This is a genomic window from Treponema zioleckii (assembly GCF_014737315.1).
In the GTDB taxonomy this organism is placed as follows: Bacteria; Spirochaetota; Spirochaetia; order Treponematales; family Treponemataceae; genus Treponema_D; species Treponema_D zioleckii.
Genome location: NZ_JPUF01000058.1, coordinates 1 through 25,652, shown reverse-complemented (window position 1 = coordinate 25,652; position 25,652 = coordinate 1). Strand labels below are relative to the sequence as shown.

The window sequence follows — 25,652 nt, the reverse complement described above, 5'->3', positions numbered from 1 at the left end:
ATTTTTCGGTCACCGTTTTTTTTATTCTTAAAATTGATTCAAAATCATCTCAAATTACTTTAAAACTTTTCCAGCGTGCCAAAGTTTCTCAAGTTCATAGAATTCACGTGCATCTTTTGACATAAGGTGAACAACTACAGAACCGATATCAATCAGGTTCCAATCATCGCCGTCAGGACTTTTTCTGTGTGTCACATGAATCTGCATGTCAGAATCTTTTACATAATCTTTTATTTGCTTTGCAAGACCTTGCCAATGCGCAGAACTGTGAATCGTGCAGATTACAAAGAAATCCGTCCAGCTGTTAAGCTCTGAAACGTCTATAACTCTTACGTCCTCGCCTTTTCCGTCTTCAAGAATCTGTGCGATTTCCAAAGCCTTTTCTTTAGCTGTTTTTTCAACTTTATTTTCAATAGAATCACTCATAATTTATCCTCCAAATAAATCATATCAACAAATACAAGGCAACTCAAAACATCTTCGAGCGCCGAAATTTTAACGAACGATTCGCCCGGTAAAATCTTTTCCAAGAATAACCGTAAAATCTACGGTCGAATCATTGCTAACGTAGTCAAATGCCTGCTCATCATTTTCATCAACAATATTTTTGCAATTAATAAAATCACCAAGATTCTTTGCAGCTTCGGCATCACCGATGTGATCGATGATAAGCGTATTTTCATACTCAGAATCCTCGGAAGAGGATTTTCGGGCATTTTTTGTATTTACAATATCATAACCTGCGGAGCGGAAGAGCGTCGCCGTACGGCTTGCAAGTCCCTGATTCGAAGTTCCGTTAAGAACGTTCAACGCGTAAACTCGGTTTTCGCCAGCACCTTCGAGCGAAATAAGTCTGTTCGCCGCCTGGTTCACGATATCTTTTACAATCTGACCATCATACAGCGGGAACCACAAAGTCTGATTTCCGATTGTTCGGGCAGAACCCAAAATCGACTGTGGCTTGAGCTTTTCAGAATCAAGAGTCGAAATTACCGAAATATAATTATAAAAATCATTCAGCTCAAGATTAGATTCCATTCGCTGGCTCACAAGCTCGAAAGACTTTTTGTCAGCAAGCATACTGCTTTTTTTTCCGATTGCCGTAAGCAGAGCGACCATGACTTTTTGACGACGCTCGTTAATGTCAACCTCGGACTCATCGCTCGACTGCCTGTACGTAAGGTAAGTCCGAATTTTTTCTCCGTCAAGAGTCACGTTTCCGTTCGGCAAAAGCCAACGCTCGTCATGTCCGTCAAGCTGAACATCAACCGGCGTCGGAATAAAAACGTCCAGGCCGCTAAGCATATCCGTAAGCTCACCGAAATTTTTCATTTTCAGAACGACATAAAACGGAATTGACTGACCGACAAGATTTTCAATCTCACTTTTGTAAACATCGATTCCTTTTTCTTTATAAATCGTATCAATTCGGTCAACTCGACCAAGACTCTTAAAAATCGCGCCAATATCGCCACGAATGTTTATGAGCGCGCCTTTTCGGGACTGCGGATAAAAAATAAAAAGGTCGGTAAAAAGAACCTCGTCCTCGCCTTCCATGACGAAAAGCGTTTTAATTACGCTGTCACCGCGCATATTGACTTCAACTTTATCAACACGCATACGGACCGCAATGACAACCGTTACAGTCACAAGCAACGCAATCATAAAAAAAAGAACAACAAAACCGTTATTTCTGCCAAATCTTCGATGCTTCATCACAAATTCCTCAGTTGCTCCGCAAACTCAATCGAAACAGGCGCAGCTGTCTTTCCTTTGCTTTTTAAATATTCAATATTTTCGTCCAACACAGCAAGCGTGATTCCGTTAAGGGACTTTGAATACAGATTCTTTCTATATTCTTCCGTTGATTGAGGTCTTCCTGGCTCGATTTTATCCGCCACGAATAAAATTTTCCCCAAATCGCACAAACCGACGGCTCCCAAAGTGTGGTTCGCAATCGCGTCGATTATATTTTTGTCAGAAATACCGAATTCATCCTGAACTTTTATGGCAGCGGCCCGCCCGTGCAGAAGCGCAGGCTTATCCAGTTCCAATTGCGAAATGACGTTTCCGTCGCGTTTCGCAAGAGCAATCATTTTATCAGCCGGGATTTCCTTGCAAATATCATGTGCGATTCCGGAAATCCAGCCTAAAGAATCAGGAAGCCCGTACAAACGGCAAAGCTCCGCAGCCGTCTGTGCTGTTCGCATAGAATGTTCATATCTTGATTTCGAAAGATTTTTTTCTGCATATCCCCTGATTCGTTCAAAAAGGGGATTTTCAACATCATTATTCTGTAAAGCCATAAAGATTCCTTCGTTTAATATATTCAAAAACCCCGTCGGTTACAAGATAACGCCATGCACCTTTTTCTGCAATTTTCCGCCGAATTTCTGTCGAGGAAATTTTTAAAAAAGGATTTTCCACGATTTTGTGCGGATACGGAAAAGTTTCGCGGGTCACGACACAATCATCTTTTTTGGCATATTCGCCAATCGCCCTGTTCGAAAATGGGTCATCTGCGTCCTCGCTTGGCCGGCAGGCCAAAATCAAATCGGCTTTTTCCGCAAGTTCCTCCGCATGTTCCCATTTGTGATAATCGGCAATCAAGTCCTCGCCAATGATTACGCCAATTTTTCCCGTTAAATTCCGTTTGTATTTGTCCTCAACAAAACACACCGTATCCCAAGTGTAAGAAACTCCGCCACGGTCAATTTCGCAGGACTCCGCACCGAACCGCTCGTCATTTTTTACAGCGGCAAGAACCATTCCAAAACGGTCGTCCGAAGACACGTTCACCGAAAGTTCTTTGTGCGGCGGTTTGTAAGTCGGCACAAAAAGAACCCTGTCGTAGCCCAGTTGGGTGCAAACAGAATCCGCAAGAACCATGTGCCCAATATGAATCGGATTAAAACTTCCGCCCAAAATCGCTATTTTCAATTTTCCTGCCCCGGAAACTGAACTTCCATATCTTCATCAATTGAACGAGTCGCAAGGAACTCAGGATTCAGGCTTGAAGCCTTCTTTTTTGATGTAAGGAAACTTCCGTCAGAAATTTTCTCACCGTTGGAATTAAAAGTACCGTCTCCGTTCCCGTTCATCGAAGAAACCAAGTGCAAAAGAGCCTTGCGAACGTCATCCATTCCAATTCTGTTCATAACCGAAACAGGAATAACGACAGTCTCAGGTTCAGTTTTCTTTATTTTTTCGCTCACCGCCTCAGCGATTTCCTGTGCGCCCTCAACGTCAATCTTATTGCACAAAACAATGTGAGGTTTGTCCAGCAAATCCTTAGAGAAGCCTTCAAGCTCAGCGCAAAGAGTTTCGTAGGCTGTAATGGCAGATTCGTCAGAGCAGTCAATCATAAACAAAAGCCCCGCCGTGCGAGAAATATGCTTCAAAAATCTGATTCCAAGCCCTGCGCCCTCGCTAGCCCCCTCAATGATTCCAGGAATATCCGCAATGATGATGTCTCTGTCTGCATCGGCACGAAGAACTCCCAAATTCGGGATTTTTGTCGTAAACGGATATGGCGCAATCTTCGGGCGTGCATTAGTGAATGCATCGAGCAAAGAAGATTTTCCTGCGTTCGGAAAACCAACAAGACCAACATCAGCCATAATACTCAGCTCAAGAAGAAGTTTACGATATTCACCAGGCTTTCCAGGATTAGCCTTTCTCGGAGCCTGATTCGTTGACGACTTAAAGTGAACGTTTCCCCAACCGCCATTTCCGCCTTTCAAAAAAACAAACTGAGAACCGTCATCCTCGGTCGTAAAATCTTTTATGAGTTCTTTAGTCTCTGCGTCACGAATCGCAGTTCCTGGAGGAACAGGAATTACAATATCCTCGCCGTCCTTTCCGTAGCGATTCCAGCCCATTCCGTCGCCACCGTTTTTCGCCTTAAAAAATCTTTTAAAACGTAGGTCTGCGAGAGTACGAAGATTTCTCTTTACGCAAAAAACAACATCTCCGCCTTTTCCGCCGTCTCCACCGTTCGGTCCGCCCATCGGAATATATTTTTCACGGCGAAACGAAACACAACCATTTCCACCTTTTCCAGACGTAACCTCAATAATTGCCTCATCAGCAAATTGTTTCATAATCCTTCCTATTTTAAGAAAAAACAAAAAACCCGGAAACAGAAAACTGCATCCGGGTTTTTAATTCATCAATTAAAGTTAAACAAGAACAACAAAAGAAGTCTTATGCTTCAACCGGTGTTACACCAGCATATTTTCTATTGTTTCTCTCGTAGAATCTTACAACGCCGTCTGCTGTTGCAAACAAACCGTCGTCACCTGCTCTAGCTACATTCTCGCCAGGGAAGATTTTTGTTCCACGCTGTTTAATGATGATTGAACCTGCTGATACAGTCTGTCCAGCATATACTTTAACGCCCAAGCTTTTTGGGTTTGAATCACGGCCGTTTTTTGCGCCGCTACCACCTTTACTGCGTCCCATTTTATGCCTCCGAGTCACGCAACAAGTAAAACATTTCTAGCTGCGCTAATTCTTGTAAACTTAAAAGTTTGTTTAATATTATTTTGGCAACAGCAGAAAACTAATCGTCAACTGCCAGCGTTACCAATTTTAGGCGCACATTTTCAGGATATTCATCTTGAATGGAACAGATACCATTCTGAATAAAATCCGCAATGCACTTCAAACGAACCTTTGTCTCCAAAGATTCCTTAGTATCTCCCAGAATATCAATTTTCGGGCAAATCTCAAAAAAAAGCTGCCCCCTGGAAGATGCATCAGCCATAAAAGTAACATTTTCCATATGTGAAAGAAGCTGAGCCGCAGTCCTTAGCAACACCGTCACCGCAGAACAAACGATATCAAATCCTTTCTTAGAAAAATCAGCATGTCCGTTAGCTTTACAATTTTTCAACACGCCGTTTTTGCCATAGGTAAGTGTAACTGAAATCACTTAGCAAAAAAAAGGATTTTAGCCGATGATGTCCTGAACACGAACGTTTGTGTATTCCTGTCGGTGTCCGATAAGTCTGTGATAGTCTTTCTTTGCCTTGTACTTGAAAACAAGAACTTTTCTATCACGGATGCTGTCTTCAACAACAACCTTTACTTTTGCACCGCTTACGTATGGTGCACCTACTTTTACATTACCCTCATTGCTTACGAGAAGAACTGAATCAATCTCGATAGATGCACCCTTTTCAGCATCGATTTTGTCAACCTGAATAAGAGCATCTTTTTCAGCTTTGTACTGTTTGCCTTTGTATTCAAAAAGTGCGTACATCTTAAACCTCTTAACCGCCGCAAAGTGTAACGGGAACTCTAACGACTAAAAATATAAATTTGAGTAGTAAATATTATCAAATTTCAGACTATTTAGTCAACGGACACACAAAAATTCTTTCAAAATAATATCAACTGTAAAAAAATTGACCAGCCAAAAACTTTGACTGGTCAAAAAAGGAGTTTCTAGAATCTTTTCAGATTCAGACGTATGAAGAAAACATTTTTTAGATATTTCTATGTTAATTATAAGCCCAAGTTTACAAGGCTAATTGAGCTTATAATGTCCTGTTGATATTGTGTGGCCGCCGTTGTAAACGTCAAACCAAATTTCTTTTGTATTTGTCAAATCAAGAGCTTCATAGAATTCTTTTAAGTTTCTTACTTTTTTGTCGTTAACAGCAGTAATAACATCACCGTTCTGAATTCGCAAAGCGGCTGCAGGAGATTTTTCCATTACGTTTGAAACAGCCACACCTTTTACGTTGCTGTCCGTAATTTCAAGTTCCTTTTTAATCTCATCGGTCAAAGGAGAAACCATGAATCCTGGCCAAAGTTTTGAATTGTCAGCACCAGATTTTTCTCCGCGTTCCTCGATTTTTACGGTGAGCGTCAAAGTTTTTCCTGCGCGAATCACCTTAAATACGGCATCTTTGTTTGCAGGAAGGTAACCAACCTCGCGCATAAGTTCAGACTGACCTTTTATAGTCTTTCCGTTCAATTCGATAATGAAGTCTCCGGCCTGCATTCCACCTTTCGCAGCAGGTGAATCCATGAACACTTGCGAAGCAAAAGCACCTTTCTGATTTTTTAGGCCAAGCTCTTCGAGATGTGACTCAGGAAGTTCAAGCAAGGAGATTCCGAGCCAACCATAAGTAATCTTTCCTTTCGAAATAAAATCATCGATTGCCTTTTTAACACTGTTAATCGGCATTGCAAAACCAAGACCAACACTACCGCCAGAAGATGACGCAATCCATGTATTGATTCCGATTACTTCGCCATAAATATTCACGAGCGGACCGCCAGAATTTCCCTGATTAATCGCGGCGTCAGTCTGAATAAAATCATTCATGTTTCCAATCTGAGTTCCGCTTCGGCCTGTAGCACTTACGATTCCCTGAGTTACAGACTGACTGTAGCCAAGAGGCGCACCCATCGCAAGACAAATATCACCTGTCTGAACTTTGTCACTGTCACCGAGTGTGGCAACAATGATAGTTGAATCAGATTTAGCCTCAAAAGAAACAAGAGCAATATCCTGTCGCTCATCAGCACCAACTAATTTTCCGTCAAATTCCTGACCGTCATTCAACTTTACTTTGATGTCAGTCGCCTTGCCGGCAACGTGATTATTTGTAAGAACATAAACTGTATTTCCAGTTCGTCTTACGATTACACCAGAACCAAGCCCCTGCTGAACGCGTTCCCTTGTACGCCCTTTATTTCTGCTTGAATCATCCTGGTTCGGATTTCCGAAAAACCAGAACGGAAAATCATCAAATGGTGTAGCTGTCGTAACAGTAGTTTTCTCGGTAACATCAATTTCGACAACAGAAGGAAGAACTCCCGTACTTATAGACCTGAATGAAGTCTGCAAAGCTTCAACAACACTCAGAGCTTCCCGCGGAATCGAAACGGCAGGTGTCTGTTTTGAAGAATCCACCGTCTCCGCAAAAGCTGTATCAGCAGTGCCCCGAACTTCGACACGGGCACAAGAAAGCGAAACAAAAGTAAAAGCAAGAGCACCGGCAGCGGCTGCTCCTAAAACACGTTTAGTCCATTTTTTCATATATAATAATGCCTCCATTTTATCTTTAAGAAATCTACAAGAAATCTACAAAAATAAAAGATTTTCGTCAAATTTGAACGATTCTAATTGTTTTGAATTACACTAAAAAAAACAACTGGAATTCATTTAGTTACACGAAAATCTGATTATAAGAAAAGTCTTATTTTATGGAGGCAAATTGCCCCAAACGGCCTAGAGACTCTATGCCCAGTCAGGAAGTCCGTCGCACTGCGTAAGCACTTCCGTGTGGTCTTCAAAAATCGCTACAGTGTGTTCCTCGTGGCAACTAGGCTTTCCATCGGCCGTAAGAACAGTCCAACCGTCTTTTGCAAGTTCTACGTCAGGCACGCCAAGATTTATCATCGGTTCGATTGCAAGGACCATTCCAGGCTGAAGACGTGGATTCGGACCGCTGCAAGGTGCATTCGGAACGCTAGGGTCTTCGTGAACGTCAAGACCAACTCCATGACCACAGTAATCGTAAACAACGCCGTAACCATATTTTACATTCGCAACATTGTTCACAGCATTCGAAATGTCACGAATCCTTTTTCCTGCAACACAGGCTTCGATTCCTGCAACAAGGCTCTCGCGTGTCGCTTTTACGAGTTTTCGGATTTCAGGCTTTACATTTCCTACCATTACGGTATGAGTTGAGTCTGAAATGTATCCGTCAAGGTCGATACCGATATCAAGCGATACGATATCCCCGTCGTGAATAATTCTTTTTTTTGAAGGAATACCATGAATCACTTCATTATTGATGCTAATGCAAGCAGCACCCGGAAAATCTTCTCTATACCATGCAGGTGTACCGCCGACGCTCTTCATAAATTTTAAACAAAGGTCATCAATCTCTTTTGTGCTCATTCCAACTTTTACCTGCGGAATTACAAACCTGAACAAATCCGCAAGTGCATGGCAAGATTTTCTGATTCCATCAATTTCTTTTTCATTCTTTAAACGAATCATCTTTATATCTCCAAGGAAAATTATTTACTGTTTCTAAAAGATGATAGAACTTTTACAAGATTTATACAAATCACTTTAAACGAGCCGATTCCTCTTCGCAAATTCGCGCAGTTCTTTCGTCCCCAAGACGCCGGTATGCCGCAGCCATCTTCTGAAGAAAAATCGCGTCGTCAGAATTTCCGAACCCAAGCTCCAGCGCACGCTCCCAAGAATCAAGCGCAAGTTCGTCGTCAACTTTGCCCTCAAGATGATTTTTAAGGACAAGCCGTGCCAAATCAAGAACTTCAGGAAAGAAATGCCTAAAATACGAATAACTGTATTCCATGCGAATTATCTGCTCCAAAAGCACGAAGGCATCGTAGTATTCCTGCCTAAAAACCAGCTCTTCGGCAAGGATAAAACCATAATCCATAAAATCCTCGCGGGTAAACCATCTCGCAAGACGGAACCCGGCATGATTCATACTCATTTTTTTGAATTCACTTACGGCATCGTCCTCGCGATTGTGCATCAAATCAAAAAAAATCAGCTTGGAACGACTTTCTTCATCAGTGCGAGTCTCAAGCCACTTTCGATAATCGAAAGATGAAGTGGAACGGTAAGCTTTTGAACCACGACGTATAAAAAACGACTCATCAAAAATAGAACGCTGCTTTGCGTCAGAAAGGATTTCGTATGCACGCACAAGCTCCCTGAATTTTTCAGTGGATTCGGCATTGGACACGTCTGGATGCAAAAGTTTTGCCTTCAGACGGTAAGCCCGCTTAATTTCCGCCGCCGTAGAATCGGGACGCACCCCAAGAACTTTATATGGATCTTCCATTAATCATTCACCTTTGAACGACGAGAAAAGCTTACTCGCCATCCTGTACAAAATAGATTGTAACGTCGCCAAGACGGATCGAATCTCCAGAATTCAACGAAACATAACGATTCGGCGACAAAACCTGTCTGTTCAAAACAGTACGATTTTTGCTGTGCAAATCATGCAACAAAAAAAATTCACCAGATTGCTGAATGAGTGCATGATGCCGGCTGACAGTCGAATTTTTTATCACGACATCGCAATCGGAGCATCTGCCAATTACAATTCGTCCGGCAAAATAAGTTTTCTCTCCATTTATAAGAAGATAAGTTCGCTCAGACTTTTTCATTTGATTAAGAATCTGCTGCGAGCTGTTTTTTAAGTTTTCCTCAAAAAAATCAGAAATCCGCCAGAAAATCAAATCTTGCACTTCAGTTGATGAAGAAATCTTCTTCCGGATTTTTCGCTGAGATTTTGCGACAGTATTCAAAAAATCCTCTGTCACAGTTTCCTTATAAAAGCAAAATTGTTCAAGTATTCCTTCGTTTATAAGCTTTAAAAGCAAGGCAAGAGCCACATTGTCGTAAGGAACAAACTCCTTTACAAACGCAATGAGACTTTTTTTATTTTCTTTTTTGTAAAATTTCAAGCGTGTCATTTTTTACAACCGCATGAAGCGTTTCTATTATAAGGTCTAATGTTGAGTTCTCTATTTCCATCATCACCAAAATTTTTCAGTCGCAAAAAATGTTACAGAAGTTCGAACATTTTTTCAATTTTGTCTTGATGAACAATCAAAACATTGCAATTTGAATTTGCGACAATTTCGCTATTCGTTGCAGAAAGCTTGTCATGTCTAAAAGATGAACGGAACGAACCGGAATCAGACTTTTTTCCACCAAGAACAATAACATTCGCTTCGTACTCATCGGCCGCACTTATAATCTGGGACCAAACCGCACCTTTTTTCAGTTCAGTCTCCATAAGCACGCCTTTTTTTTCGGCAAGCTGGCAAACATGCGAAAGATAGCGATTTCCCTCGGAATTAAGACTCTTCTCATAACGCTCGCTTTCCTCGGCAACGAAAAATTTACTCATCGTAAGCTGCTTTAGAGTTGCTGTGTCAACGACATATATAGCCTTCAACATGCAATTATATTGCTTAGCAAGCATTATCGCGTACATCGCCGCCCGCATAGATTGCTCAGAACCATTCACTGCAACAAGAATTCTTTCCAAAAGAGGTTTAATCACACGCCACCTCCCAAACATTTTTACTTAGGATAAATTTATGGGCACCTAGAAAAAGTGAAGTTTTTCGATGCTCCCTTATAAAAACTCTGCCAGGCGAAGCAAAACAACCACGCCCAACAAAACTCTATCACTTACTCTTTCGGTTTTTCAAAGATTTTAAGACGAACACATTCTCTCGGTCACGCTCCTCAAGAACGCTCTCTATGTAATTCTTAGTCTCCCTGTTTTGAGGGATAATCATTTTGTCGAGAGCATTAACGCGTCTTTGAGTTTTCTTAACCTCGCCTGCAAGCCGCCAAACGACAGTCCTTATAGAAGCAAGTTCCGTAAGCAAACTCAAAAGCTTAAAGAATTCCACAGTAACTTTGTCGGAATTCGCAAAAGTTCCGAGATATGAATAGAAAAGTTGCTGCTTAGGAATTTGAACCTCAATCGACTTAAAGCTCATTCCGCCAGCCGTAAGCGACTTTTCTTTCATTTTAAAATCATATTTTATCGAATGGGCAATATGCTCAACACGGTCACCACCGACAGTGAGCAACATATTTTTGAGAGCAGGATAAGCTGAATTGATGGTCTTTTCAATTTCAACCTCAAGAAGCCTAACCTTCTCAATCATGTGCATAAGCTCCATTACAAGAATCTCTCGCTTCTGCTCAAGAAGATCGTAACCGTCAACCGCAACAGCAAGCTGCTCTTTTACCGCGAGAAGATTTGATTTTGTAGGAGCAATGTTCAACTTTGCCATAAGCAGATTCTAACCCCAAATCGATTTTATTTCGGCATGTACTTAGCAATAAGCTCAGGTTTGATTCGGTACAACTCATTCTCAGGAAGAAGCTTCAAAAGTTTCCATCCAAGATCAAGAGTCTCTTCAATCGAACGGTTTTCGTACTCACCCTGAGTAAAGAACTGAGATTCAAGCGCATCGCCGAATTTCATGTACATTTTATCTTCCGCACCAAGCTCTTCCTCGCCGATAATCGCCGCAAGATTTCGAATTGACTTTACTTTTGAGTAAGCCGCAAAAAGCTGGGCAGAAACGGCAGCATGGTCTTCGCGGGTCATGCCAGCACCAATACCATCCTTCATCAAGCGACTAAGGCTCGGAAGTCCAGATACAGGCGGATAAACGCCCTTTTGGCTAAGCTCGCGGTCAAGAACAATCTGCCCCTCCGTAATATAACCAGTCAAGTCTGGAATCGGATGCGAAATATCATCGTTCGGCATCGAAAGAATAGGAATCTGAGTTATAGAACCTGTCGCGCCCTTTATTTTTCCAGCACGCTCATACAATTCTGCAAGGTTCGAATACAAATAACCAGGATATCCCTTTCGTCCAGGAACTTCGCCGCGCGTAGTAGAAATCTCGCGCAAAGCCTCGCAATAATTCGTCATGTCGGTCATTACGACAAGAACGTGCATATTTTTTTCGTAAGCCAAATACTCAGCCGCCGTAAGAGCACAACGAGGAGTAATAATTCGCTCAATCGAAGGCGCGTCCGCAAGACTCTGGAACATTACAACCTTAGAAAGAACACCAGATTCCTCGAATGATTTTACGAAGAACTGAGCTTGGTCATACTTAATACCCATGCCTGCAAAAACCATTACGAACTGCTCATCAGAATTCAAAATTTTTGCCTGACGAATAATTTGCGCCGCCAACTTATTATGCGGAAGACCGTTTCCAGAAAAAATCGGAAGTTTCTGACCACGAATCAGCGTGTTCATTCCGTCAATCGAAGAAATTCCCGTCTGAATAAAATCCCTCGGATAAACGCGGGCAAACGGGTTTATCGGCATTCCGTTAACGTCAATTTTTTTGCTCGAAACAATCGGTGGAAGCCCGTCAATCGGCTCTCCAAGACCATTGAAAATTCGCCCGAGAAGCCCTTCGCCTACACGAAGTTCCATCGGAACCTCAAGAAATTCAACAGTAGACTCATTCAAATCAAGTCCCGTCGTAGAACCAAAAATTTGAACAATCGCCGTGTCGTTATTCAAATCGATTACACGACCAGTTTTTTTCTCGCCAAAACGGTCACGAACATAAACAATTTCATTGTAAAAAATATTCTCGTGTCGTTTTACTACAATAATCGGACCGTCAACCGAAGACAAACCTTTATATTCAACACCTTTCATTCACACATCCTTTGCAAGAGCGAAAGTCCATTAAAATCAAAAATGCAGGAGGGAGAAGTCTCTCCCTCGCTCCCAAGCCAACTTCGTTGTCTTGTCCGCTACCCTCTCTGCGGGGGACACCCCCGCAACGCCCCCGAATAAGTCAACCAAAATTAAGCCGACTTGTACAACCTCTCAAGATTGCTCATCTGTTCGTCAAGTCGGTTCTGAACTTCGCCAATCATTTCTAGCTTGTCATTCGGAACAGAAGACTTTAATCGAACAATCTCGTCTTTTACAGGCAACGTCGCAACCTTAGAAAGAGGAGCACCAGCTTTTATAACCGCAAGCCCGCGCTTATAAAAGTTCATAATCAACAAAAGTATCTGAATCTGCTTTTCAGGAACAGAATAAACGTCAACCGCATCAAAAGCATTCTGCTGTAAGAATCCGTTTTTAATCATCTCCGCAACGACAAGAACGATCCGTCTGTCATCAGGAATTGCGTCCGGACCAACCAAACGTACAATCTGCAAAAGACGCTGTTCATTTTTGAGCAACTCCAACGCAGAAAGTCTTATCTCAGCCCATCGAGGATCAAGCCGATCCCACCATTCACGAATCTCATCCGCATATTCAGAATAGCTGTCAATCCAACCAATAGCAGGATAATGTCTTGCATTCGCAAGTTCTCTGTCCAAAGCCCAGAAGCATCGGATAAAACGCTTTGTATGCTGGGTAACAGGTTCAGAAAAGTCACCGCCTGGTGGCGAAACCGCACCAATAACACTGACAGAACCTTTCTGCCCGCAAAGCGAAGTTACGCGCCCTGCCCGCTCATAAAATTCTGCAAGCCGGGTCGGCAAGTAAGCCGGGAATCCTTCTTCGGCAGGCATTTCTTCCATTCGACCAGAAAGCTCTCGCAAAGCCTCCGCCCAACGGGAAGTTGAATCCGCCATAATCGCAACATGCATTCCCATATCGCGGTAATATTCCGCCAAAGTGATTCCAGAGTAAAGAGAAACCTCACGAGCCGCAACTGGCATGTTCGAAGTGTTCGCAATAAGAATCGTTCGCTCCATTAACGAACGTCCAGTTCGAGGGTCGATCAACGTCGGAAATTCTGTCAAAACGTCAGTCATCTCATTTCCGCGCTCTCCGCAACCAATGTAGACAATCAAATCAGCGTCGCACCATTTTGCAATCGCGTGCTGAGTCATAGTCTTTCCAGTACCGAATCCGCCAGGAATCGCCGCCGTCCCGCCCTTCGAAAGCGGAAAGAAAACGTCGATTACACGCTGTCCAGTAACCAAAGGCTCGCTCACAGTAAGTTTCTGAGCAAACGGACGAGGTTTTCGGAGCGGCCAATAATGAGAAAGCTTAATTTCCTCATCAAGGTCTGTAAAACCAATCACCTCATCAACGGTGTACTCACCAGCTCCATAAAAAGTCTTGAGTTTTTTACCTTTTATCTGTGGTGGCACCATTATTTTATGAAGAATAGACGCAGTTTCCTGAACTGTTCCAAGAACCATACCAGGCTTTATAGAACATCCTTCAGAAATTCCTTCACAAACATCAAATTTCCATTTTTTAGAAATATCAATAGGCTCCGTGCGCTCACCAGGAATCAGGAACGCACCAGAATTCTTGTACATTGCTTCCAATGGACGCTGAATTCCATCATAAATAGTCCCTACAAGCCCAGGACCAAGACGAAGAGAAAGCGGGCGACCGTTAGAAACAACTTTTTCGCCAATCTTCATTCCAGTATCGTCTTCGTAAACCTGAATTGTGGCATTTCCAGCATTCTGCCTGATTATCTCGCCAATAATTCGTTTTTCACCAACATCAACAACATCGTAAAGACCGCAAGACTCAAGTCCCTCCGCATAAACGATAGGTCCACTGATTCTGGTAATTTTACCTTCAACAGTTTTATTTGAATTTACTGAACTCATTCTGGCAACTTTCCTCCAAACAATGCTGAGGCAAGCTCATTGCTGTATTTATCTTCAAGTTCACGAATCACCTGGTCAATCGTCAGGCGAATTCGCATAACTTTATCATCACTTTCAAGAATAATTCCCTCATGGAAGTCATTACCGGCTGTAAATTCTTCACCAGACTTTTCAAAAGTAACTTCCACCACAGAATCAGTATCAATGTTTTTCTTGCTCAAAAGAGTTTTGGCGCTCTCCAAAGAAATTCCAAAAACATAAGCCGTAAATTTTTTAGACTTATCCAAAATCTCAGATTTCTTTTCAATTGATTTTTCAAGCAAAGAAAGCCTTTTTTCAAGACCGATTTTTTTCAGATAGTCGTTCAAAGCTGAGGAAACAGAATCCGCATAGAACTTTACTAAAAATCGTTCCTTTTCGAGAGGAAGAGACGCATCTACGTTTTTCTCAAATTGATCGATTTTTGACTTATAAAGAGAAGACTTCTGTTTCGACGCCTCATTCACACGATTTTTTACGTCGGCAAGAATTCTTTCGCATTCATTGTCAGCGTTTTTTAGGATTTTCTCAGCCTTTTTTCGTGCATCAGCTTCGATTTCTTTATCGAGAATCTCAGTAGATCTAAGTTCTTCCATAATAGTTAATCTCTAAATTTTAAGTTTTTATAACTTGAGCCTGCAAAAGCTTAAAAGCGAACAAAAAAATCATTCAAGCAGACTCAATAACAATACAGCCCGATTAAAAAATCAGACGCTAATTCCCACGGCTTCACGAATCGAATCTGTAAGGGACTTTCTTCCCTCAAGATGACCATGAAGACCAGGAATTTCAACAATCAGAGGATATTGGGCTTTTTTTTGCCAATCAAGCAATTCGCTTTCAAGCATTACCGAAACATCCTCCGTAAGAATAAGAACTTTTGGGCGTTCATCAACAGGAACAGCTTCCACGCCCCCGTTGCCTGTAATCCTGTTAAAAGACTCCAAAGCTTCAGTACGGTTAACGGCAACACAACCGTCAACACCTACCAATTTAAAAGCAAGAACAAGTTCTCTTTCACCAATTACAAAGTATTCCAAAGTTTTATCCTGTATATAATTATTGAACGATTACAAAATAATAATCAAAAGGGCAACAAGGAATCCCCAAAGACAAATACCTTCTGCAAGACCTACGAATGGCAAAGCCTTTCCAGAAAGCTCGGCGTTCTCACTCATAGCACCCATAGCGGCAGAACCGATTTTTCCAACGGCAAGACCACCGGCAATACAAGCAAGACCAACAGCAAGTGCAGCAGCAATGTATTTAACAGCATTAGAATCTGTCTTTGAGTCAGCCTCTGCAGATTCAGCATTACCAGCTGGAGCTACAGCCTCAACATTCTGAGAATCAGAATTTCCAACTGTGGCAATCACTTTCTCAGCAAAAAGACCTGTAACACAAAGAGAGAGCAATGCAGCTACAATTACCAAAATTTTCTTGTTCATAAAAACACCTCAACCTAGTTTTTATATTTAAACGTAAACGGCTTAAATTCACGTCCCGTTTCATTGAAGAATTTAGAGAAAAATTCATAGTATTGAAGTCGAATTACCTGAATAGCAACAATCATTCCTTCGAGAACAATAACAATAGAATTTCCAATTATAGATATTATTATTCCTGCGGCGCCAGGAGCAAGTTCAACCATTGAAGAAATGATATAGCCCAAAACCGCATGTGCCAAAGCAAATGCCCCGACACGAACAAAGCTTATCGAATTTGAAAGATAAGTTGAAATTACTTCTATTAATTCAACGACACCACCAATAATTAAAGACCCCAACCCGTTCTCAATTGCAGGATGGTGACCGTCAGCAAGCCTTTCAAAAGGTTCCGCAAAAGCAGAGAAGAAAAGCGTAACGCCTATGATAATCCAGTCATAAACTTGTGGTGAGTGACCAAAAGCAGCAATCCTTACAGCAAAGAAAATGACATACCAGAAAAATAAGGCACCAGCAAGTCCAGTCTTTCCAAAAAAAGCACTGCCGTATTTTTGTTGCGCCAATTTATTGAAGAAATTTATTATCAAACCAATCGAGTTGATTACAAAGCCCAATCCAATCGTAATTCCAAAAATCAAGAAAATCGGAACAATAGGATTTTTTGCAGCCCAAAATTCAAGGCTGAACAATGGCTCTGCAAGTTCATGAGGATCCGTGACACCAAGAGCGGATTTTATAGCCGCAGACACCGGAACCAGCACTTTCGTATTAGCAAAAAACTCGCCTTCCAAGAATCCCATTATCGAACTTGAAATACCGATACAAATAAAAATCGGAGCAAACTTGTTCCAGCCGCCAAGTTTTAAAACTTTCTTTGCCATCAAAATGCCCATAAGAAGGAATACAAGTCCCTGCCCCAAATCTCCGAACATGATTCCGAAAAGAACCGTAAAGAAAACTGCTACAAACGGAGTCGGGTCAATTGAACCGTACAAAGGCGAACCGTAGCTAAAAATCATTCTCTCAAAAGCCGAAACGACTTTTCCGTGCGAAAGTTTTACAGGAACTTTCTCGTGTCCAGAAAGAACAGCTGGAATTTCGTGAGGCTGATAAACACGAATTGCAATTCTGCCTTCCGTAAGCTTATCAAATTCTGTCATCATCGAATGAGTATCAGCTTCCGGGAACCAACCTGTGAGCCTGTAAACAAGATTCGTTGATTCAAGCGCATTCTGCACATCAAGAATCTGGCTTCCGACAGAATAAGTAGCCAATAAATGCCTCAAAATTTCTTGGTGAGTCGTCTTAAAATTCTTTTTTTCTTCTTCAAGCGAATCATAAGTTTTTTTAGCCTCTGCAAGCTGCGCCCTTAAACTTTCAAGCACATCGTCAGGGATTCCTTTAAAATCGCTAGGAATTTCAAGATTCACGAAATTAAATTTTTTAAGTTCTGTATCAAGGGCAAAACGAGCTTTTTTTGAAGTTGCCACAAGGATTTTTGACTTATCAGCTCCCAATGGAACTATAACAACACGATTTCCGACCGCAAATTTCAATTCATCAAAGGTAGAAGGATCAATACGCCCGATTTTCAACGACAAGAATGAAACATGATCAAGTTCTGAAAATGAAATTTTCAGATTTGCAAAAGACTCAGCCTCATCATTAGCGTCTTGCACACGCTTCAGTTCATCGCCATATTCCAATTCTTTATTTTTAAGTTCATCGATACCGGCAAGAAGATTTTTTACAAGACGAGCATCTTCCTCCGTAGGACGCGAAACGCCATTCAAGAAAGAATCGTCTATATCTTCGACATTTAAAAAAGCACGTGCTTGTTGAAGAGCCTTAAAAGTCTCAAAATCAGCATTTACTTTAGACTTGTCATCAGTAGACGACAATCCTGACTGAAACTGAAAATTTCCTTTTTTACCAATAAATTCAATAATCGAACTGATATCCTGCCTCATTACCATCAGTTCAACTAATCGCATTGGTGTAGTTCGTGCCATTTATTAACTCTCCATTTTTATAAAAGAATCAAAAAACCGAAGCGTTCACTCCAGCAACATTCATCAATTCATTTGACTCAACATCAAGTCGCAAACCTTCCGCAACAGTCCTTATACAATTCAATTCATTCTGCTTAATTTTGAACCAAGAAACCAAGCTCAAAACGCTCATTGGATTTTTATGAAATGACTTATACGCAAGTTTTGCAATTTTTCGATTAAAAGCCTTTTCAACCCAGCAAGGGTCTAATTCCCAAACAGAAGCCTCTTCATGCGGATTCAAGAATTCAGAATACTTCCAATCTTTCCAAGCATCCCAAAGCCCAGTATCCTTTTCTAAAATCGAAAGAGCTTCTCCGGCAAAAATATCTTTCTTACCATCGTCTTTATTGGCATAGGCAAGTTTTTCTGTTATCTCTTCGGCTTCCATCTTGTAATAGACCCGAAGACGCATAACCCAAAGAATATTCTGCACGGAAATTTCAAATCCGATAAGTTCAGAAACAAGTTCTCTTTCTGACTTAGGAAGTTTTTTTACAGATTCCCAAAGTTCAGAAATATATTCAGAATCCAATCTGGAATCAAAAATTTGCTGTTCGGTAATTTCAGGCACTTTATTATACCATGAAATTTTGGAATTCTCAGTTATTTTTAAAATATTTGGCCAAAAACCATAATTCAACATTGAGTATTCTTTTATATCAATCAGTTGAGGTTTTTCATTTTTTCCCAAACTTAAAGAAGCTGCAATATCCTTCAAATTATCATAATCATAAAAATGTAAGAGCGATACAAGAATATGTGCAGGTTTTGAAAAATTTCGGATAAGATTTATATATTGATCAATAAAACGATTTTCGGCTTTTATTTCTATTTGCTTTGCCAACATAGACTCTGGCACAGCAGGAATTTCATCATCAAAGAGAAGTGTATAAAGCTCCCTAAGTGACTTTACAGAAAACAATTTTACAAGTCGTGGTCCTACAAACGATTTAGACAGAAGTCCGCTTGCTTTTGCATAAACATAAGATGATGCCGCAGAACTATCCATTACTCACCACCTATGCAAAAAGCAAATTATCCAACAGAGATTCAAATTTCTCGGTATCTTTCGAAGAATTCAGAATTCTATTTTTATAATCACGTATTTCGGTTTCGTATTTTTCAGAAACGGATTTTTTTCGTTCTTCAAACAACTGCTCATTCTCTCTGACAATCTGCTCATATTGCTCTTTAAAGCTTTTATCGGCAGAAATCTTTGCATCAGAAATTCTTTTATCAGCCTCTTCTTGGGCATTCATAAAAATTGTTTCAGCAGCATGTTCTACTTCAAGAAGATGATTAATGATTGCAACTTCATTATCAGCCATTCAGATTTTCCTTCCTATTTATACATTCAACTTTATATATTAAGCCAAATCTGATAAAAAGCAAGTACTAATTTAGAACTCCAGCCTCTAAATCTGCTATGCACTTAAAGATTTCCGACGCAGTATTGCACGCCATTATCTTATTAACGACATTGTCAATTTGCAAGACTGTTGCAAGTTGTTTTAGGATTTGAATATGTTTTTCAGTATCACCGGAAGAACCAATTATCATAAAAACGATGTTCACAGGACTTCCGTCGAGGGAATCATAATCGATACCAATGCGACTTATACCAATAGCACCGATGGTATCATGCATAGAATCGATGAGAGCATGAGGAATGCCAACTCCATGCATTATTCCAGTAGACATTTTTGTTTCTCGCTCAATGAGAGTCTCAAGAGCTTCTGCCCTATCCATATTAGGACGGGCAGAATGAATAACTTCCAATAACTCTTCAAAGAGCTCGTCTTTTTCCGTACTTTCCAAATTTGCGACAATAGTTTCTTTAGGGAAAATATCACCAAGAACCATAAAAGACGACCTCCTATCAGGTTTATCTTACTCTGCTACAACAGAAGATTCTGCAGAAGTTTCTGTATTCTCAACAGTTTCTACAGTTGTGTCAGTTGCCTCTGTCGTCTCAGTAGCTGCAGTCTCTGAAGTCTCAGCGGCAGCAGTCTCTGCCGCAGCCGAATCAGCATTTTTCTTCCACCATTTAGAATCAGCAGCAGCTGCTGAATCAGCCTTCAATCCTTCTTCCGTAACAACTTCCTGAACTTTAGCAGCGTCAGAACCTGCATCCTTTTTGTTCAAAAGAGCAATTGCAAAAGTTGAAGCTAAAAACAAAACAACAAATACCGTAGTAGCCTTAGTCAAAACAGAAGCGGAGTGCGCTCCGAATGCTGCAGAATTTCCGCCACCAAAAACTCCGCCCATACCGCTGTTGTCCTGATCCTGAATCAAAACAAGAAGAACCAGCAGTACACAAATCACCACGAAAGCAACTAAAAGAACTACGCCAATAGCACCCATTTTCTACTCCATATGCGTTAACAGTTTTATTAACATTAACAAAATTTGTATTTTTAGACGATTATACTACCCTAATATCAATTCAAGGTCAACAAAGAAGAAGAACAATACTATGGAAGATAATCGCCTTTTTAATGTATTAAACTGTATACTTGCAAATTGGAACAAATGTCTCAGATTTCAATGAAGCTCCTCCGATAAGACCTCCATCAATATCTGACTGAGCAAGCAAATCTTTTCCGTTTTTGGCGTTCATTGAACCACCGTAAAGAATCTTAATATTTTCAGCAACATCAGCACCAAACAGATTAGAAATAGAAGCTCTTATTGATTTGTGAATTGAATTTGCCTCTTCTGGAGTTGGTGTTTTTCCAGTACCAATCGCCCAAATTGGCTCGTAAGCGATTGTTACGTGTGCAAGCTGTTCCTTAGTTAAACCATCGAGTCCACCCTTTACCTGCATTTCGCAAACAGCCTCTGTTACGCCAGCAACTTTATGAGAGTAAAGCTCACCGATACAAAGAACAACATCAAGTCCATGTTCCAAAGCCATGCGAACCTTAATATTGATAAGCTTGTCAGTTTCATAAAATTCATAGCGTCGCTCACTATGACCAAGAATCACAGTCTCAACACCAATATCTTTGAGCATTGCAGCAGAACATTCACCTGTATGAGCACCATTCTCAGTTGCAGCAATATTCTGCGCTCCCAAAATGATGTTAGAACCTTTTACAACTTGAGCAACTGCATCAAGATAAACGAATGGTGGTGCAATCATAAACTTGTTATCAACACCTTTAAGCTGTTCAACCAACTCGCTAGCAAGAGCAACAGCACCAGCTTTATCCATATTCATTTTCCAGTTACCAGCAACGTACTTTGTTCGCATATTAAAAACTCCTTTGTTATATTATTGCAGACAAAATCTCTATTCTTGATTCGACTTAATGTTAAAAATACAAAAATCAAATCAAAAATAGAAAACCGCCCCAGCGCCTTAAAAAAGACGCTGACACAGTTTTTTAAGAAAATTCAAAATCGCTCAAAAGAATCTCAAGACGATTTTTTATAAATTTATTTTGTTTCGAGACAAGCGATTCCTGGAAGTGTTTTTCCTTCAAGGAATTCAAGTGAAGCACCGCCACCTGTTGAAACATGGCTCATCTTGTCAGCGAGGTTGAATTTGTTTACAGCTGCAACAGAATCTCCTCCACCAACAACAGTCATTGCACCACGTCCAGTAGCCTCGGCAACAAGACGTGCAACGGTCTCAGTTCCCTTTGCGAACGCATCGAATTCGAATACGCCAACAGGACCGTTCCAAACGATTGATTTTGCAGTTGAGAGAACTTCTTTGTAAGCCTCGATCGTTTTTGGACCAACATCCATTGCCATAAGATTGTCAGGAATATCAACTCCGTCAACAGCAACGGCAGCTGCATTAGCATCAAATTTGTCAGCAGCTACATGATCAACTGGAAGAACGATTTTTACGTTCTTTGCAGCAGCATCTGCAAGAAGTTTTTTTGCAGTATCAAGGAAGTCGTCCTCAACAAGAGAAATACCAACTTTATGTCCCTGAGCTTTGAGGAATGTGTAAGCCATTCCACCACCAATAACGAGTGCAGAAGCATTCTTAAGGAGTGACTCAAGAACAGCAATTTTTGATGAAACTTTAGCACCACCAATAATTGCAACCTGTGGTTTTGGAGGATTTTCTACCATTGGCTGAATATATTTAACTTCCTTCTCCATGAGGAATCCGCCAACTTTTGTGTTTACAAATTTTGCGATTGATGCAGTAGATGCCTGATCACGGTGTGCAGTTCCGAACGCGTCATTTACGAAGATTTCTCCGTAAGATGCAAGCTCTTTTGCCATAACATCACGCTCGGCAGCGTCTTTTGAAGTTTCTTCTTTGTGGAAACGTGTATTTTCGAGCATTGCAACGCCACCTTCTGGGAGTGCGTCGATTGCAGCTTTCTGTCCCAATGCATCTGGAAGGAATTTTACAGGTGAACCAAGTTTTTTCTCAAAATAATCAACAACAGGCTTCATTCGGTTTTTGCCGCTGATGAATTTTTCAGCATCTTCAGAAGTCCATGTTTTTCCAGCCTTCTCAGCTTTTTCCTGTGCTTTTTTAACATCCTTTTTTGGATCTCCCAAGTGGCTCATCAAAACAAGGCTTCTTGGTTTCTGTTCAAGGATATATTTGATTGTTGGCAAAGCAGCCATGATACGTGTATCGTCCTGAACAACGCCGTCCTTCATAGGAACATTGAAATCAACACGCATTACGATTCTTTTGCCTTTTAAATCGACATCTTTTACTGTCTTAATCATTTTTTAGATTCCTCCAATGAAATTGCAAAATTGCAAATATGTTATCTTCAATAATAAACCATAAAATCATCAAAGTAAAGATTTTTAAATTTCCTATGCTTTTTTTCAAAAATACGACATTAGTAATAAAAACGATTTAAAAACAAAAAGGCACCAGCCGTAAAGCTGGTGCCATGTTATAAACTCAAATTAAAACTTAGCAGTTTTCTGAGAAGTATTTGATTGTTCTTACCATCTGAGATGTGTAGCTGTTCTCGTTGTCGTACCAAGAAACAACCTGTACCTCGAAGAGTCCGTCAGCAATCTTTGTTACCATTGTCTGAGTTGCATCGAAGAGTGAGCCGAAGCGCATTCCGATAACGTCAGAAGAAACAATCTCGTCCTCGTTGTATCCGAATGTCTCTGGATCAGATGCTTTCTTCATAGCAGCGTTGATAGCTTCTTTTGTTACATCGTTGCCTTTTACAACTGCTGTGAGGATTGTTGTAGATCCTGTTGGAACTGGAACACGCTGTGCAGAACCAATGAGTTTTCCGTTCAACTCTGGGATTACAAGACCGATAGCCTTTGCAGCACCTGTTGAGTTTGGAACGATGTTCTGAGCACCTGCGCGTGAGCGGCGGAGGTCACCTTTGCGCTGTGGACCGTCGAGAATCATCTGGTCTCCAGTGTAAGCGTGGATTGTAGCCATGATACCTGACTGGATTGGGAAAGCGTCGTTGAGAGCTTTTGCCATTGGAGCCAAGCAGTTTGTTGTACAAGAAGCAGCAGAGATAACATTGTCTCCCTTCTTGAGAGTTTTGTGGTTTACGTTGTAAACGATTGTTGGGAGGTCGTTTCCAGCTGGAGCTGAGATTACAACCTTTTTAGCACCAGCAGTGATGTGAGCCTGTGCCTTCTCTTTTGATGTGTAGAAACCTGTACACTCAAGAACTACGTCTACGCCGATTTTTCCCCATGGAAGCTCAGCAGCATTTGGAATCTTGTAAATAACGATTTTTTTGCCGTCAACTACGATGTAGTTGTCCTCGCCTTCTCCATCGTGAGCTTCAACTGTGTGTTTTCCCTCACCGATGCGACCAGCGTATCCGCCCTGTGCTGTATCATACTTCAAGAGGTGAGCAAGCATTTTTGGGCTTGTCAAGTCGTTGATAGCAACAACTTCATAACCTTCAGCACCGAACATCTGGCGGAATGCCAAGCGGCCAATACGACCAAAACCATTGATAGCAACTTTAACTGCCATGATTAAATATCTCCTTATAAAAAACGATACGTTTAAAATAATACAATTTTTTTAATACGTCTATAACAATTCAATTTTGAAATCAAGAATCTACGCTTTTTTATTAAATAAAAGGCAAAATATGAAAAAGAAATTTGTCGAGCAACGCTCCGAAGGTTATAAAAGGCACAAAAGGAATTGCGAATACTGGATAAGCGACGTTCTGACGCTTCAATTTTTTTTGACAAATTCTTAGGACAAGATAAAAAAGAATTCCAGAAAGGGCTGCAAAAACTGCGGCAATCAAATTTTCGTAAAAACGACAGTACAAGGCGGTGAACACTGCGAACAAAATATCCCCCTTGCCGAGTCCGCCAGATGAAAGGAGCCGTGCAAATCCAAAGAGCAAGGCTGATGAAATCATCGAGAGGAAAATGTACATGACGTTTTCCCAAAAGAGTTTTTCTGTTAACGGGACAATTTTTACGGTCCTAAAAATAATCAATGCGAAAAATAAAATTGTTCCGCCTAAAATATAATAGAAAGGAATTCTGAATTTTCGGGCATCAATAAACGATGCGGGCAACGCAAATAAAAGATAGAGAACCGTTTCTATAATCAAGGTGTTCATTTTTTATTCAAATTCTATCTTAAAACTGAATCAACGAGAGTTTTGAAATCATTGTCCAATTTTATATTACCATCTTCTGATTTTTTTGAGACTCTGAAAGTTCCGTCAGGATTCTGAACGATTGAATTCTCGCTCTCTCCGTTCTGAGGTCTAAGTTCAGTTACTTTCATATTGTTTGATCCAAGCGTCGTAAAAAGGAATGGCATTTTTTCCTCCGGTTGCTCCAATTCTTCGACAGGGGCAACCTCCTGCAATTCAGGGGAAGTCCCTTGAGAATCATCTGCTTTTATTTTTAACTCACCGTTATGTGATTTTTCACTCGTCTCTACAGCCGTCTGCCCGATTTTAATAAGTTCGTCCTTATCTAGATATGAGAAATCAGGCTCAACAACATCGAAATTTTCGCTTACATCCTTGTAATCAAATTTATCGGCATCGGGATTTTGAACTGGAGAACTAAATTCGATTTTTTCTGAGAGATCCATATCGTCATTTGGATTATAATTTTTTGCACCTACGGAACTTTCGTTATCCGGGAGCGCAAAATTCTCGAGGAACTGCAAGTTTTCTTTCGGAGTATCGTTCAATTCTTCGACAGGCGCAGCGTCCTCAATAGTCTCAAGGCTCTCGGTATCTGACAAATCGGCATTTAATGTTTCAAGTTCATTAACCGAAGATCTATCCCCAATATCTTCAGTATGCCCAGTTGTTTTTTCGAGTTCATTTATTTTAGTCAAATCTATTGAATTATTCTTAAAATTTTCATCAAAAATTAAGGAATTTTGAGAATTTATTTCCGTTTTTATTCGAGCATTGTCCGTAAAATCAATTCCGAAATCAGGTTCCGCTTCGCGTTCTTCCTCCGCCGCCAATTCATTGATATCCTCTGTCCAATCTTCAATGACTGTCGGAGTTGTGCTTTTTTCGAATTCCGCTGGCTCGACCTCTTCGTCCTCGGAATGTTCCTCCGCATCTTCCGCAGGCTCGTTTTCTTCAACCTCGGAAAGTTCTTCGACAACTTCGGCAGGCTCGACTTCTTCGTCCTCGGTGAGTTCTTCTGCATCTTCGGCAGGCTCGGCTTCTGCGACTTCGGTGAGTTCTTCTGCATCTTCGGCTGATTCGGCTTCCTCAATTTCGGAAAGTTCTCCTGCATCTTCCGCAGATTCGGCATCTTCGTCCTCGGAAAGTTCCTCCGCATCTTCCGCAGGCTCGTTTTCTTCAACCTCGGAAAGTTCTTCGACAACTTCCGCAGGTTCGGCTTCTTCAACATCGGAAAGTTCTTCGACAACTTCGGCAGGCTCGACCTCTTCGACCTCGGAAAGCTCTTCCGCATCTTCCGCAGGCTCGGCCTCTTCGACTTCGGTGAGTTCTT

28 protein-coding genes and 1 pseudogene are annotated in these 25,652 nt (G+C 41.0%); all 29 read right to left on the bottom strand.

The genetic code is table 11. From position 1 onward, the window contains the following. Window positions 1-54 precede the first annotated feature (54 nt). The gene (gene rsfS / locus JI65_RS13425; RefSeq protein WP_191017548.1) at window positions 55-426 is read right to left on the bottom strand and encodes a ribosome silencing factor; all 372 of its coding nucleotides are present in this window, start codon (window positions 424-426) and stop codon (window positions 55-57) included. A 69-nt stretch (window positions 427-495) separates the two neighbouring features. Continuing rightward, the gene (locus tag JI65_RS13420; RefSeq protein ID WP_191017546.1) at window positions 496-1,716 is read right to left on the bottom strand and encodes an LCP family protein; all 1,221 of its coding nucleotides are present in this window, start codon (window positions 1,714-1,716) and stop codon (window positions 496-498) included. Next, a complete protein-coding gene (gene yqeK / locus JI65_RS13415; RefSeq protein ID WP_191017544.1) occupies window positions 1,716-2,306 on the bottom strand; it encodes a bis(5'-nucleosyl)-tetraphosphatase (symmetrical) YqeK in 591 nt (196 codons plus the stop codon). The genes JI65_RS13420 and yqeK overlap by 1 nt, the downstream gene beginning before the upstream one ends. Next, complete coding sequence (gene nadD, locus JI65_RS13410) at window positions 2,290-2,940, bottom strand: nicotinate (nicotinamide) nucleotide adenylyltransferase (RefSeq protein WP_191017542.1); 651 nt, start codon at window positions 2,938-2,940, stop codon at window positions 2,290-2,292. The genes yqeK and nadD overlap by 17 nt, the downstream gene beginning before the upstream one ends. Next, complete coding sequence (gene obgE / locus JI65_RS13405) at window positions 2,937-4,103, bottom strand: GTPase ObgE (protein WP_191017540.1); 1,167 nt, start codon at window positions 4,101-4,103, stop codon at window positions 2,937-2,939. The genes nadD and obgE overlap by 4 nt, the downstream gene beginning before the upstream one ends. Before the next feature lie 103 nt (window positions 4,104-4,206). Continuing rightward, window positions 4,207-4,464, bottom strand: coding sequence for a 50S ribosomal protein L27 (gene rpmA, locus JI65_RS13400; protein ID WP_191017538.1), 258 nt, complete (start codon window positions 4,462-4,464; stop codon window positions 4,207-4,209). Window positions 4,465-4,564: 100 nt separating this feature from the next. Further along, window positions 4,565-4,936, bottom strand: coding sequence for a ribosomal-processing cysteine protease Prp (locus JI65_RS13395; protein WP_277950604.1), 372 nt, complete (start codon window positions 4,934-4,936; stop codon window positions 4,565-4,567). Window positions 4,937-4,954: 18 nt separating this feature from the next. Next, window positions 4,955-5,266, bottom strand: a complete 312-nt coding sequence (gene rplU / locus JI65_RS13390; RefSeq protein WP_191017534.1) for a 50S ribosomal protein L21 — start codon at window positions 5,264-5,266, stop codon at window positions 4,955-4,957. Between the two features lie 267 nt (window positions 5,267-5,533). Next, the gene (locus JI65_RS13385; protein WP_191017532.1) at window positions 5,534-7,057 is read right to left on the bottom strand and encodes a Do family serine endopeptidase; all 1,524 of its coding nucleotides are present in this window, start codon (window positions 7,055-7,057) and stop codon (window positions 5,534-5,536) included. A 201-nt stretch (window positions 7,058-7,258) separates the two neighbouring features. Beyond that, complete coding sequence (gene map / locus JI65_RS13380) at window positions 7,259-8,029, bottom strand: type I methionyl aminopeptidase (protein ID WP_191017530.1); 771 nt, start codon at window positions 8,027-8,029, stop codon at window positions 7,259-7,261. A gap of 70 nt (window positions 8,030-8,099) precedes the next feature. After that, window positions 8,100-8,852, bottom strand: coding sequence for a J domain-containing protein (locus JI65_RS13375; protein ID WP_191017528.1), 753 nt, complete (start codon window positions 8,850-8,852; stop codon window positions 8,100-8,102). Between the two features lie 31 nt (window positions 8,853-8,883). After that, entirely contained in the window at window positions 8,884-9,492 is a 609-nt protein-coding gene (locus JI65_RS13370) for an FHA domain-containing protein (protein ID WP_191017526.1), read from the bottom strand. 92 nt (window positions 9,493-9,584) lie between these two features. After that, complete coding sequence (locus JI65_RS13365; protein ID WP_191017524.1) at window positions 9,585-10,088, bottom strand: universal stress protein; 504 nt, start codon at window positions 10,086-10,088, stop codon at window positions 9,585-9,587. Window positions 10,089-10,215: 127 nt separating this feature from the next. Next, window positions 10,216-10,836 carry a V-type ATP synthase subunit D gene (locus JI65_RS13360; protein ID WP_191017522.1) on the bottom strand — a complete coding sequence of 207 codons (621 nt, stop codon included), beginning with the start codon at window positions 10,834-10,836 and terminating at the stop codon, window positions 10,216-10,218. A 26-nt stretch (window positions 10,837-10,862) separates the two neighbouring features. Then, a complete protein-coding gene (locus JI65_RS13355; RefSeq protein WP_191017520.1) occupies window positions 10,863-12,236 on the bottom strand; it encodes a V-type ATP synthase subunit B in 1,374 nt (457 codons plus the stop codon). A gap of 152 nt (window positions 12,237-12,388) precedes the next feature. After that, complete coding sequence (locus JI65_RS13350) at window positions 12,389-14,176, bottom strand: V-type ATP synthase subunit A (protein ID WP_191017518.1); 1,788 nt, start codon at window positions 14,174-14,176, stop codon at window positions 12,389-12,391. Beyond that, on the bottom strand, window positions 14,173-14,811 hold the full coding sequence (locus tag JI65_RS13345; protein ID WP_191017516.1) for a V-type ATP synthase subunit E family protein: 639 nt from the start codon (window positions 14,809-14,811) through the stop codon (window positions 14,173-14,175). Before JI65_RS13345 ends, JI65_RS13350 begins: the two co-directional genes overlap by 4 nt. Window positions 14,812-14,922: 111 nt before the next feature. Continuing rightward, window positions 14,923-15,255, bottom strand: a complete 333-nt coding sequence (locus JI65_RS13340) for a V-type ATP synthase subunit F (RefSeq protein WP_191017514.1) — start codon at window positions 15,253-15,255, stop codon at window positions 14,923-14,925. Between the two features lie 30 nt (window positions 15,256-15,285). Then, the gene (locus tag JI65_RS13335; RefSeq protein ID WP_191017512.1) at window positions 15,286-15,663 is read right to left on the bottom strand and encodes an ATP synthase subunit C; all 378 of its coding nucleotides are present in this window, start codon (window positions 15,661-15,663) and stop codon (window positions 15,286-15,288) included. A gap of 14 nt (window positions 15,664-15,677) precedes the next feature. Then, window positions 15,678-17,672 (bottom strand): V-type ATP synthase subunit I, encoded by a 1,995-nt coding sequence (locus tag JI65_RS13330; RefSeq protein WP_191017510.1) that lies wholly within the window; start codon window positions 17,670-17,672, stop codon window positions 15,678-15,680. Between the two features lie 28 nt (window positions 17,673-17,700). Then, window positions 17,701-18,723, bottom strand: a complete 1,023-nt coding sequence (locus JI65_RS13325) for a V0D/AC39 family V-type ATPase subunit (RefSeq protein ID WP_191017508.1) — start codon at window positions 18,721-18,723, stop codon at window positions 17,701-17,703. A 10-nt stretch (window positions 18,724-18,733) separates the two neighbouring features. Beyond that, window positions 18,734-19,042 (bottom strand): hypothetical protein, encoded by a 309-nt coding sequence (locus JI65_RS13320; protein ID WP_191017506.1) that lies wholly within the window; start codon window positions 19,040-19,042, stop codon window positions 18,734-18,736. 67 nt (window positions 19,043-19,109) lie between these two features. Then, window positions 19,110-19,577, bottom strand: a complete 468-nt coding sequence (locus tag JI65_RS13315; protein WP_191017504.1) for a PTS sugar transporter subunit IIA — start codon at window positions 19,575-19,577, stop codon at window positions 19,110-19,112. Between the two features lie 27 nt (window positions 19,578-19,604). Next, the gene (secG, locus tag JI65_RS13310; protein WP_191017502.1) at window positions 19,605-20,078 is read right to left on the bottom strand and encodes a preprotein translocase subunit SecG; all 474 of its coding nucleotides are present in this window, start codon (window positions 20,076-20,078) and stop codon (window positions 19,605-19,607) included. Between the two features lie 139 nt (window positions 20,079-20,217). Then, a complete protein-coding gene (tpiA, locus tag JI65_RS13305; protein ID WP_191017500.1) occupies window positions 20,218-20,970 on the bottom strand; it encodes a triose-phosphate isomerase in 753 nt (250 codons plus the stop codon). A gap of 185 nt (window positions 20,971-21,155) precedes the next feature. After that, window positions 21,156-22,424, bottom strand: a complete 1,269-nt coding sequence (locus tag JI65_RS13300; RefSeq protein ID WP_191017498.1) for a phosphoglycerate kinase — start codon at window positions 22,422-22,424, stop codon at window positions 21,156-21,158. A 196-nt stretch (window positions 22,425-22,620) separates the two neighbouring features. Continuing rightward, window positions 22,621-23,670: a type I glyceraldehyde-3-phosphate dehydrogenase gene (gene gap, locus JI65_RS13295; protein WP_191017496.1), complete on the bottom strand. Its 1,050-nt coding sequence runs from the start codon at window positions 23,668-23,670 to the stop codon at window positions 22,621-22,623. A gap of 103 nt (window positions 23,671-23,773) precedes the next feature. Continuing rightward, window positions 23,774-24,280 (bottom strand): prepilin peptidase, encoded by a 507-nt coding sequence (locus JI65_RS13290; RefSeq protein WP_191017494.1) that lies wholly within the window; start codon window positions 24,278-24,280, stop codon window positions 23,774-23,776. 14 nt (window positions 24,281-24,294) lie between these two features. After that, window positions 24,295-25,652: pseudogene (locus JI65_RS13285) on the bottom strand (hypothetical protein); the annotation flags it as partial.

Excerpts from the sequence above, each read along its gene's own strand:
- JI65_RS13385 (WP_191017532.1), bottom strand. The coding sequence starts at position 7,057 with ATGAAAAAATGGACTAAACGTGTTTTAGGAGCAGCCGCTGCCGGTGCT.
- rplU (WP_191017534.1), bottom strand. The coding sequence starts at position 5,266 with ATGTACGCACTTTTTGAATACAAAGGCAAACAGTACAAAGCTGAAAAA.
- JI65_RS13345 (WP_191017516.1), bottom strand. The coding sequence starts at position 14,811 with ATGGAAGAACTTAGATCTACTGAGATTCTCGATAAAGAAATCGAAGCT.
- JI65_RS13350 (WP_191017518.1), bottom strand. The coding sequence starts at position 14,176 with ATGAGTTCAGTAAATTCAAATAAAACTGTTGAAGGTAAAATTACCAGA.
- rsfS (WP_191017548.1), bottom strand. The coding sequence starts at position 426 with ATGAGTGATTCTATTGAAAATAAAGTTGAAAAAACAGCTAAAGAAAAG.
- JI65_RS13330 (WP_191017510.1), bottom strand. The coding sequence starts at position 17,672 with ATGGCACGAACTACACCAATGCGATTAGTTGAACTGATGGTAATGAGG.
- JI65_RS13370 (WP_191017526.1), bottom strand. The coding sequence starts at position 9,492 with ATGACACGCTTGAAATTTTACAAAAAAGAAAATAAAAAAAGTCTCATT.
- JI65_RS13335 (WP_191017512.1), bottom strand. The coding sequence starts at position 15,663 with ATGAACAAGAAAATTTTGGTAATTGTAGCTGCATTGCTCTCTCTTTGT.
- obgE (WP_191017540.1), bottom strand. The coding sequence starts at position 4,103 with ATGAAACAATTTGCTGATGAGGCAATTATTGAGGTTACGTCTGGAAAA.
- JI65_RS13320 (WP_191017506.1), bottom strand. The coding sequence starts at position 19,042 with ATGGCTGATAATGAAGTTGCAATCATTAATCATCTTCTTGAAGTAGAA.
- secG (WP_191017502.1), bottom strand. The coding sequence starts at position 20,078 with ATGGGTGCTATTGGCGTAGTTCTTTTAGTTGCTTTCGTGGTGATTTGT.
- JI65_RS13360 (WP_191017522.1), bottom strand. The coding sequence starts at position 10,836 with ATGGCAAAGTTGAACATTGCTCCTACAAAATCAAATCTTCTCGCGGTA.
- JI65_RS13315 (WP_191017504.1), bottom strand. The coding sequence starts at position 19,577 with ATGGTTCTTGGTGATATTTTCCCTAAAGAAACTATTGTCGCAAATTTG.
- JI65_RS13420 (WP_191017546.1), bottom strand. The coding sequence starts at position 1,716 with ATGAAGCATCGAAGATTTGGCAGAAATAACGGTTTTGTTGTTCTTTTT.
- JI65_RS13325 (WP_191017508.1), bottom strand. The coding sequence starts at position 18,723 with ATGGATAGTTCTGCGGCATCATCTTATGTTTATGCAAAAGCAAGCGGA.
- JI65_RS13290 (WP_191017494.1), bottom strand. The coding sequence starts at position 24,280 with ATGAACACCTTGATTATAGAAACGGTTCTCTATCTTTTATTTGCGTTG.
- tpiA (WP_191017500.1), bottom strand. The coding sequence starts at position 20,970 with ATGCGAACAAAGTACGTTGCTGGTAACTGGAAAATGAATATGGATAAA.
- JI65_RS13300 (WP_191017498.1), bottom strand. The coding sequence starts at position 22,424 with ATGATTAAGACAGTAAAAGATGTCGATTTAAAAGGCAAAAGAATCGTA.
- JI65_RS13375 (WP_191017528.1), bottom strand. The coding sequence starts at position 8,852 with ATGGAAGATCCATATAAAGTTCTTGGGGTGCGTCCCGATTCTACGGCG.
- map (WP_191017530.1), bottom strand. The coding sequence starts at position 8,029 with ATGATTCGTTTAAAGAATGAAAAAGAAATTGATGGAATCAGAAAATCT.
- JI65_RS13355 (WP_191017520.1), bottom strand. The coding sequence starts at position 12,236 with ATGAAAGGTGTTGAATATAAAGGTTTGTCTTCGGTTGACGGTCCGATT.
- rpmA (WP_191017538.1), bottom strand. The coding sequence starts at position 4,464 with ATGGGACGCAGTAAAGGTGGTAGCGGCGCAAAAAACGGCCGTGATTCA.
- yqeK (WP_191017544.1), bottom strand. The coding sequence starts at position 2,306 with ATGGCTTTACAGAATAATGATGTTGAAAATCCCCTTTTTGAACGAATC.
- gap (WP_191017496.1), bottom strand. The coding sequence starts at position 23,670 with ATGGCAGTTAAAGTTGCTATCAATGGTTTTGGTCGTATTGGCCGCTTG.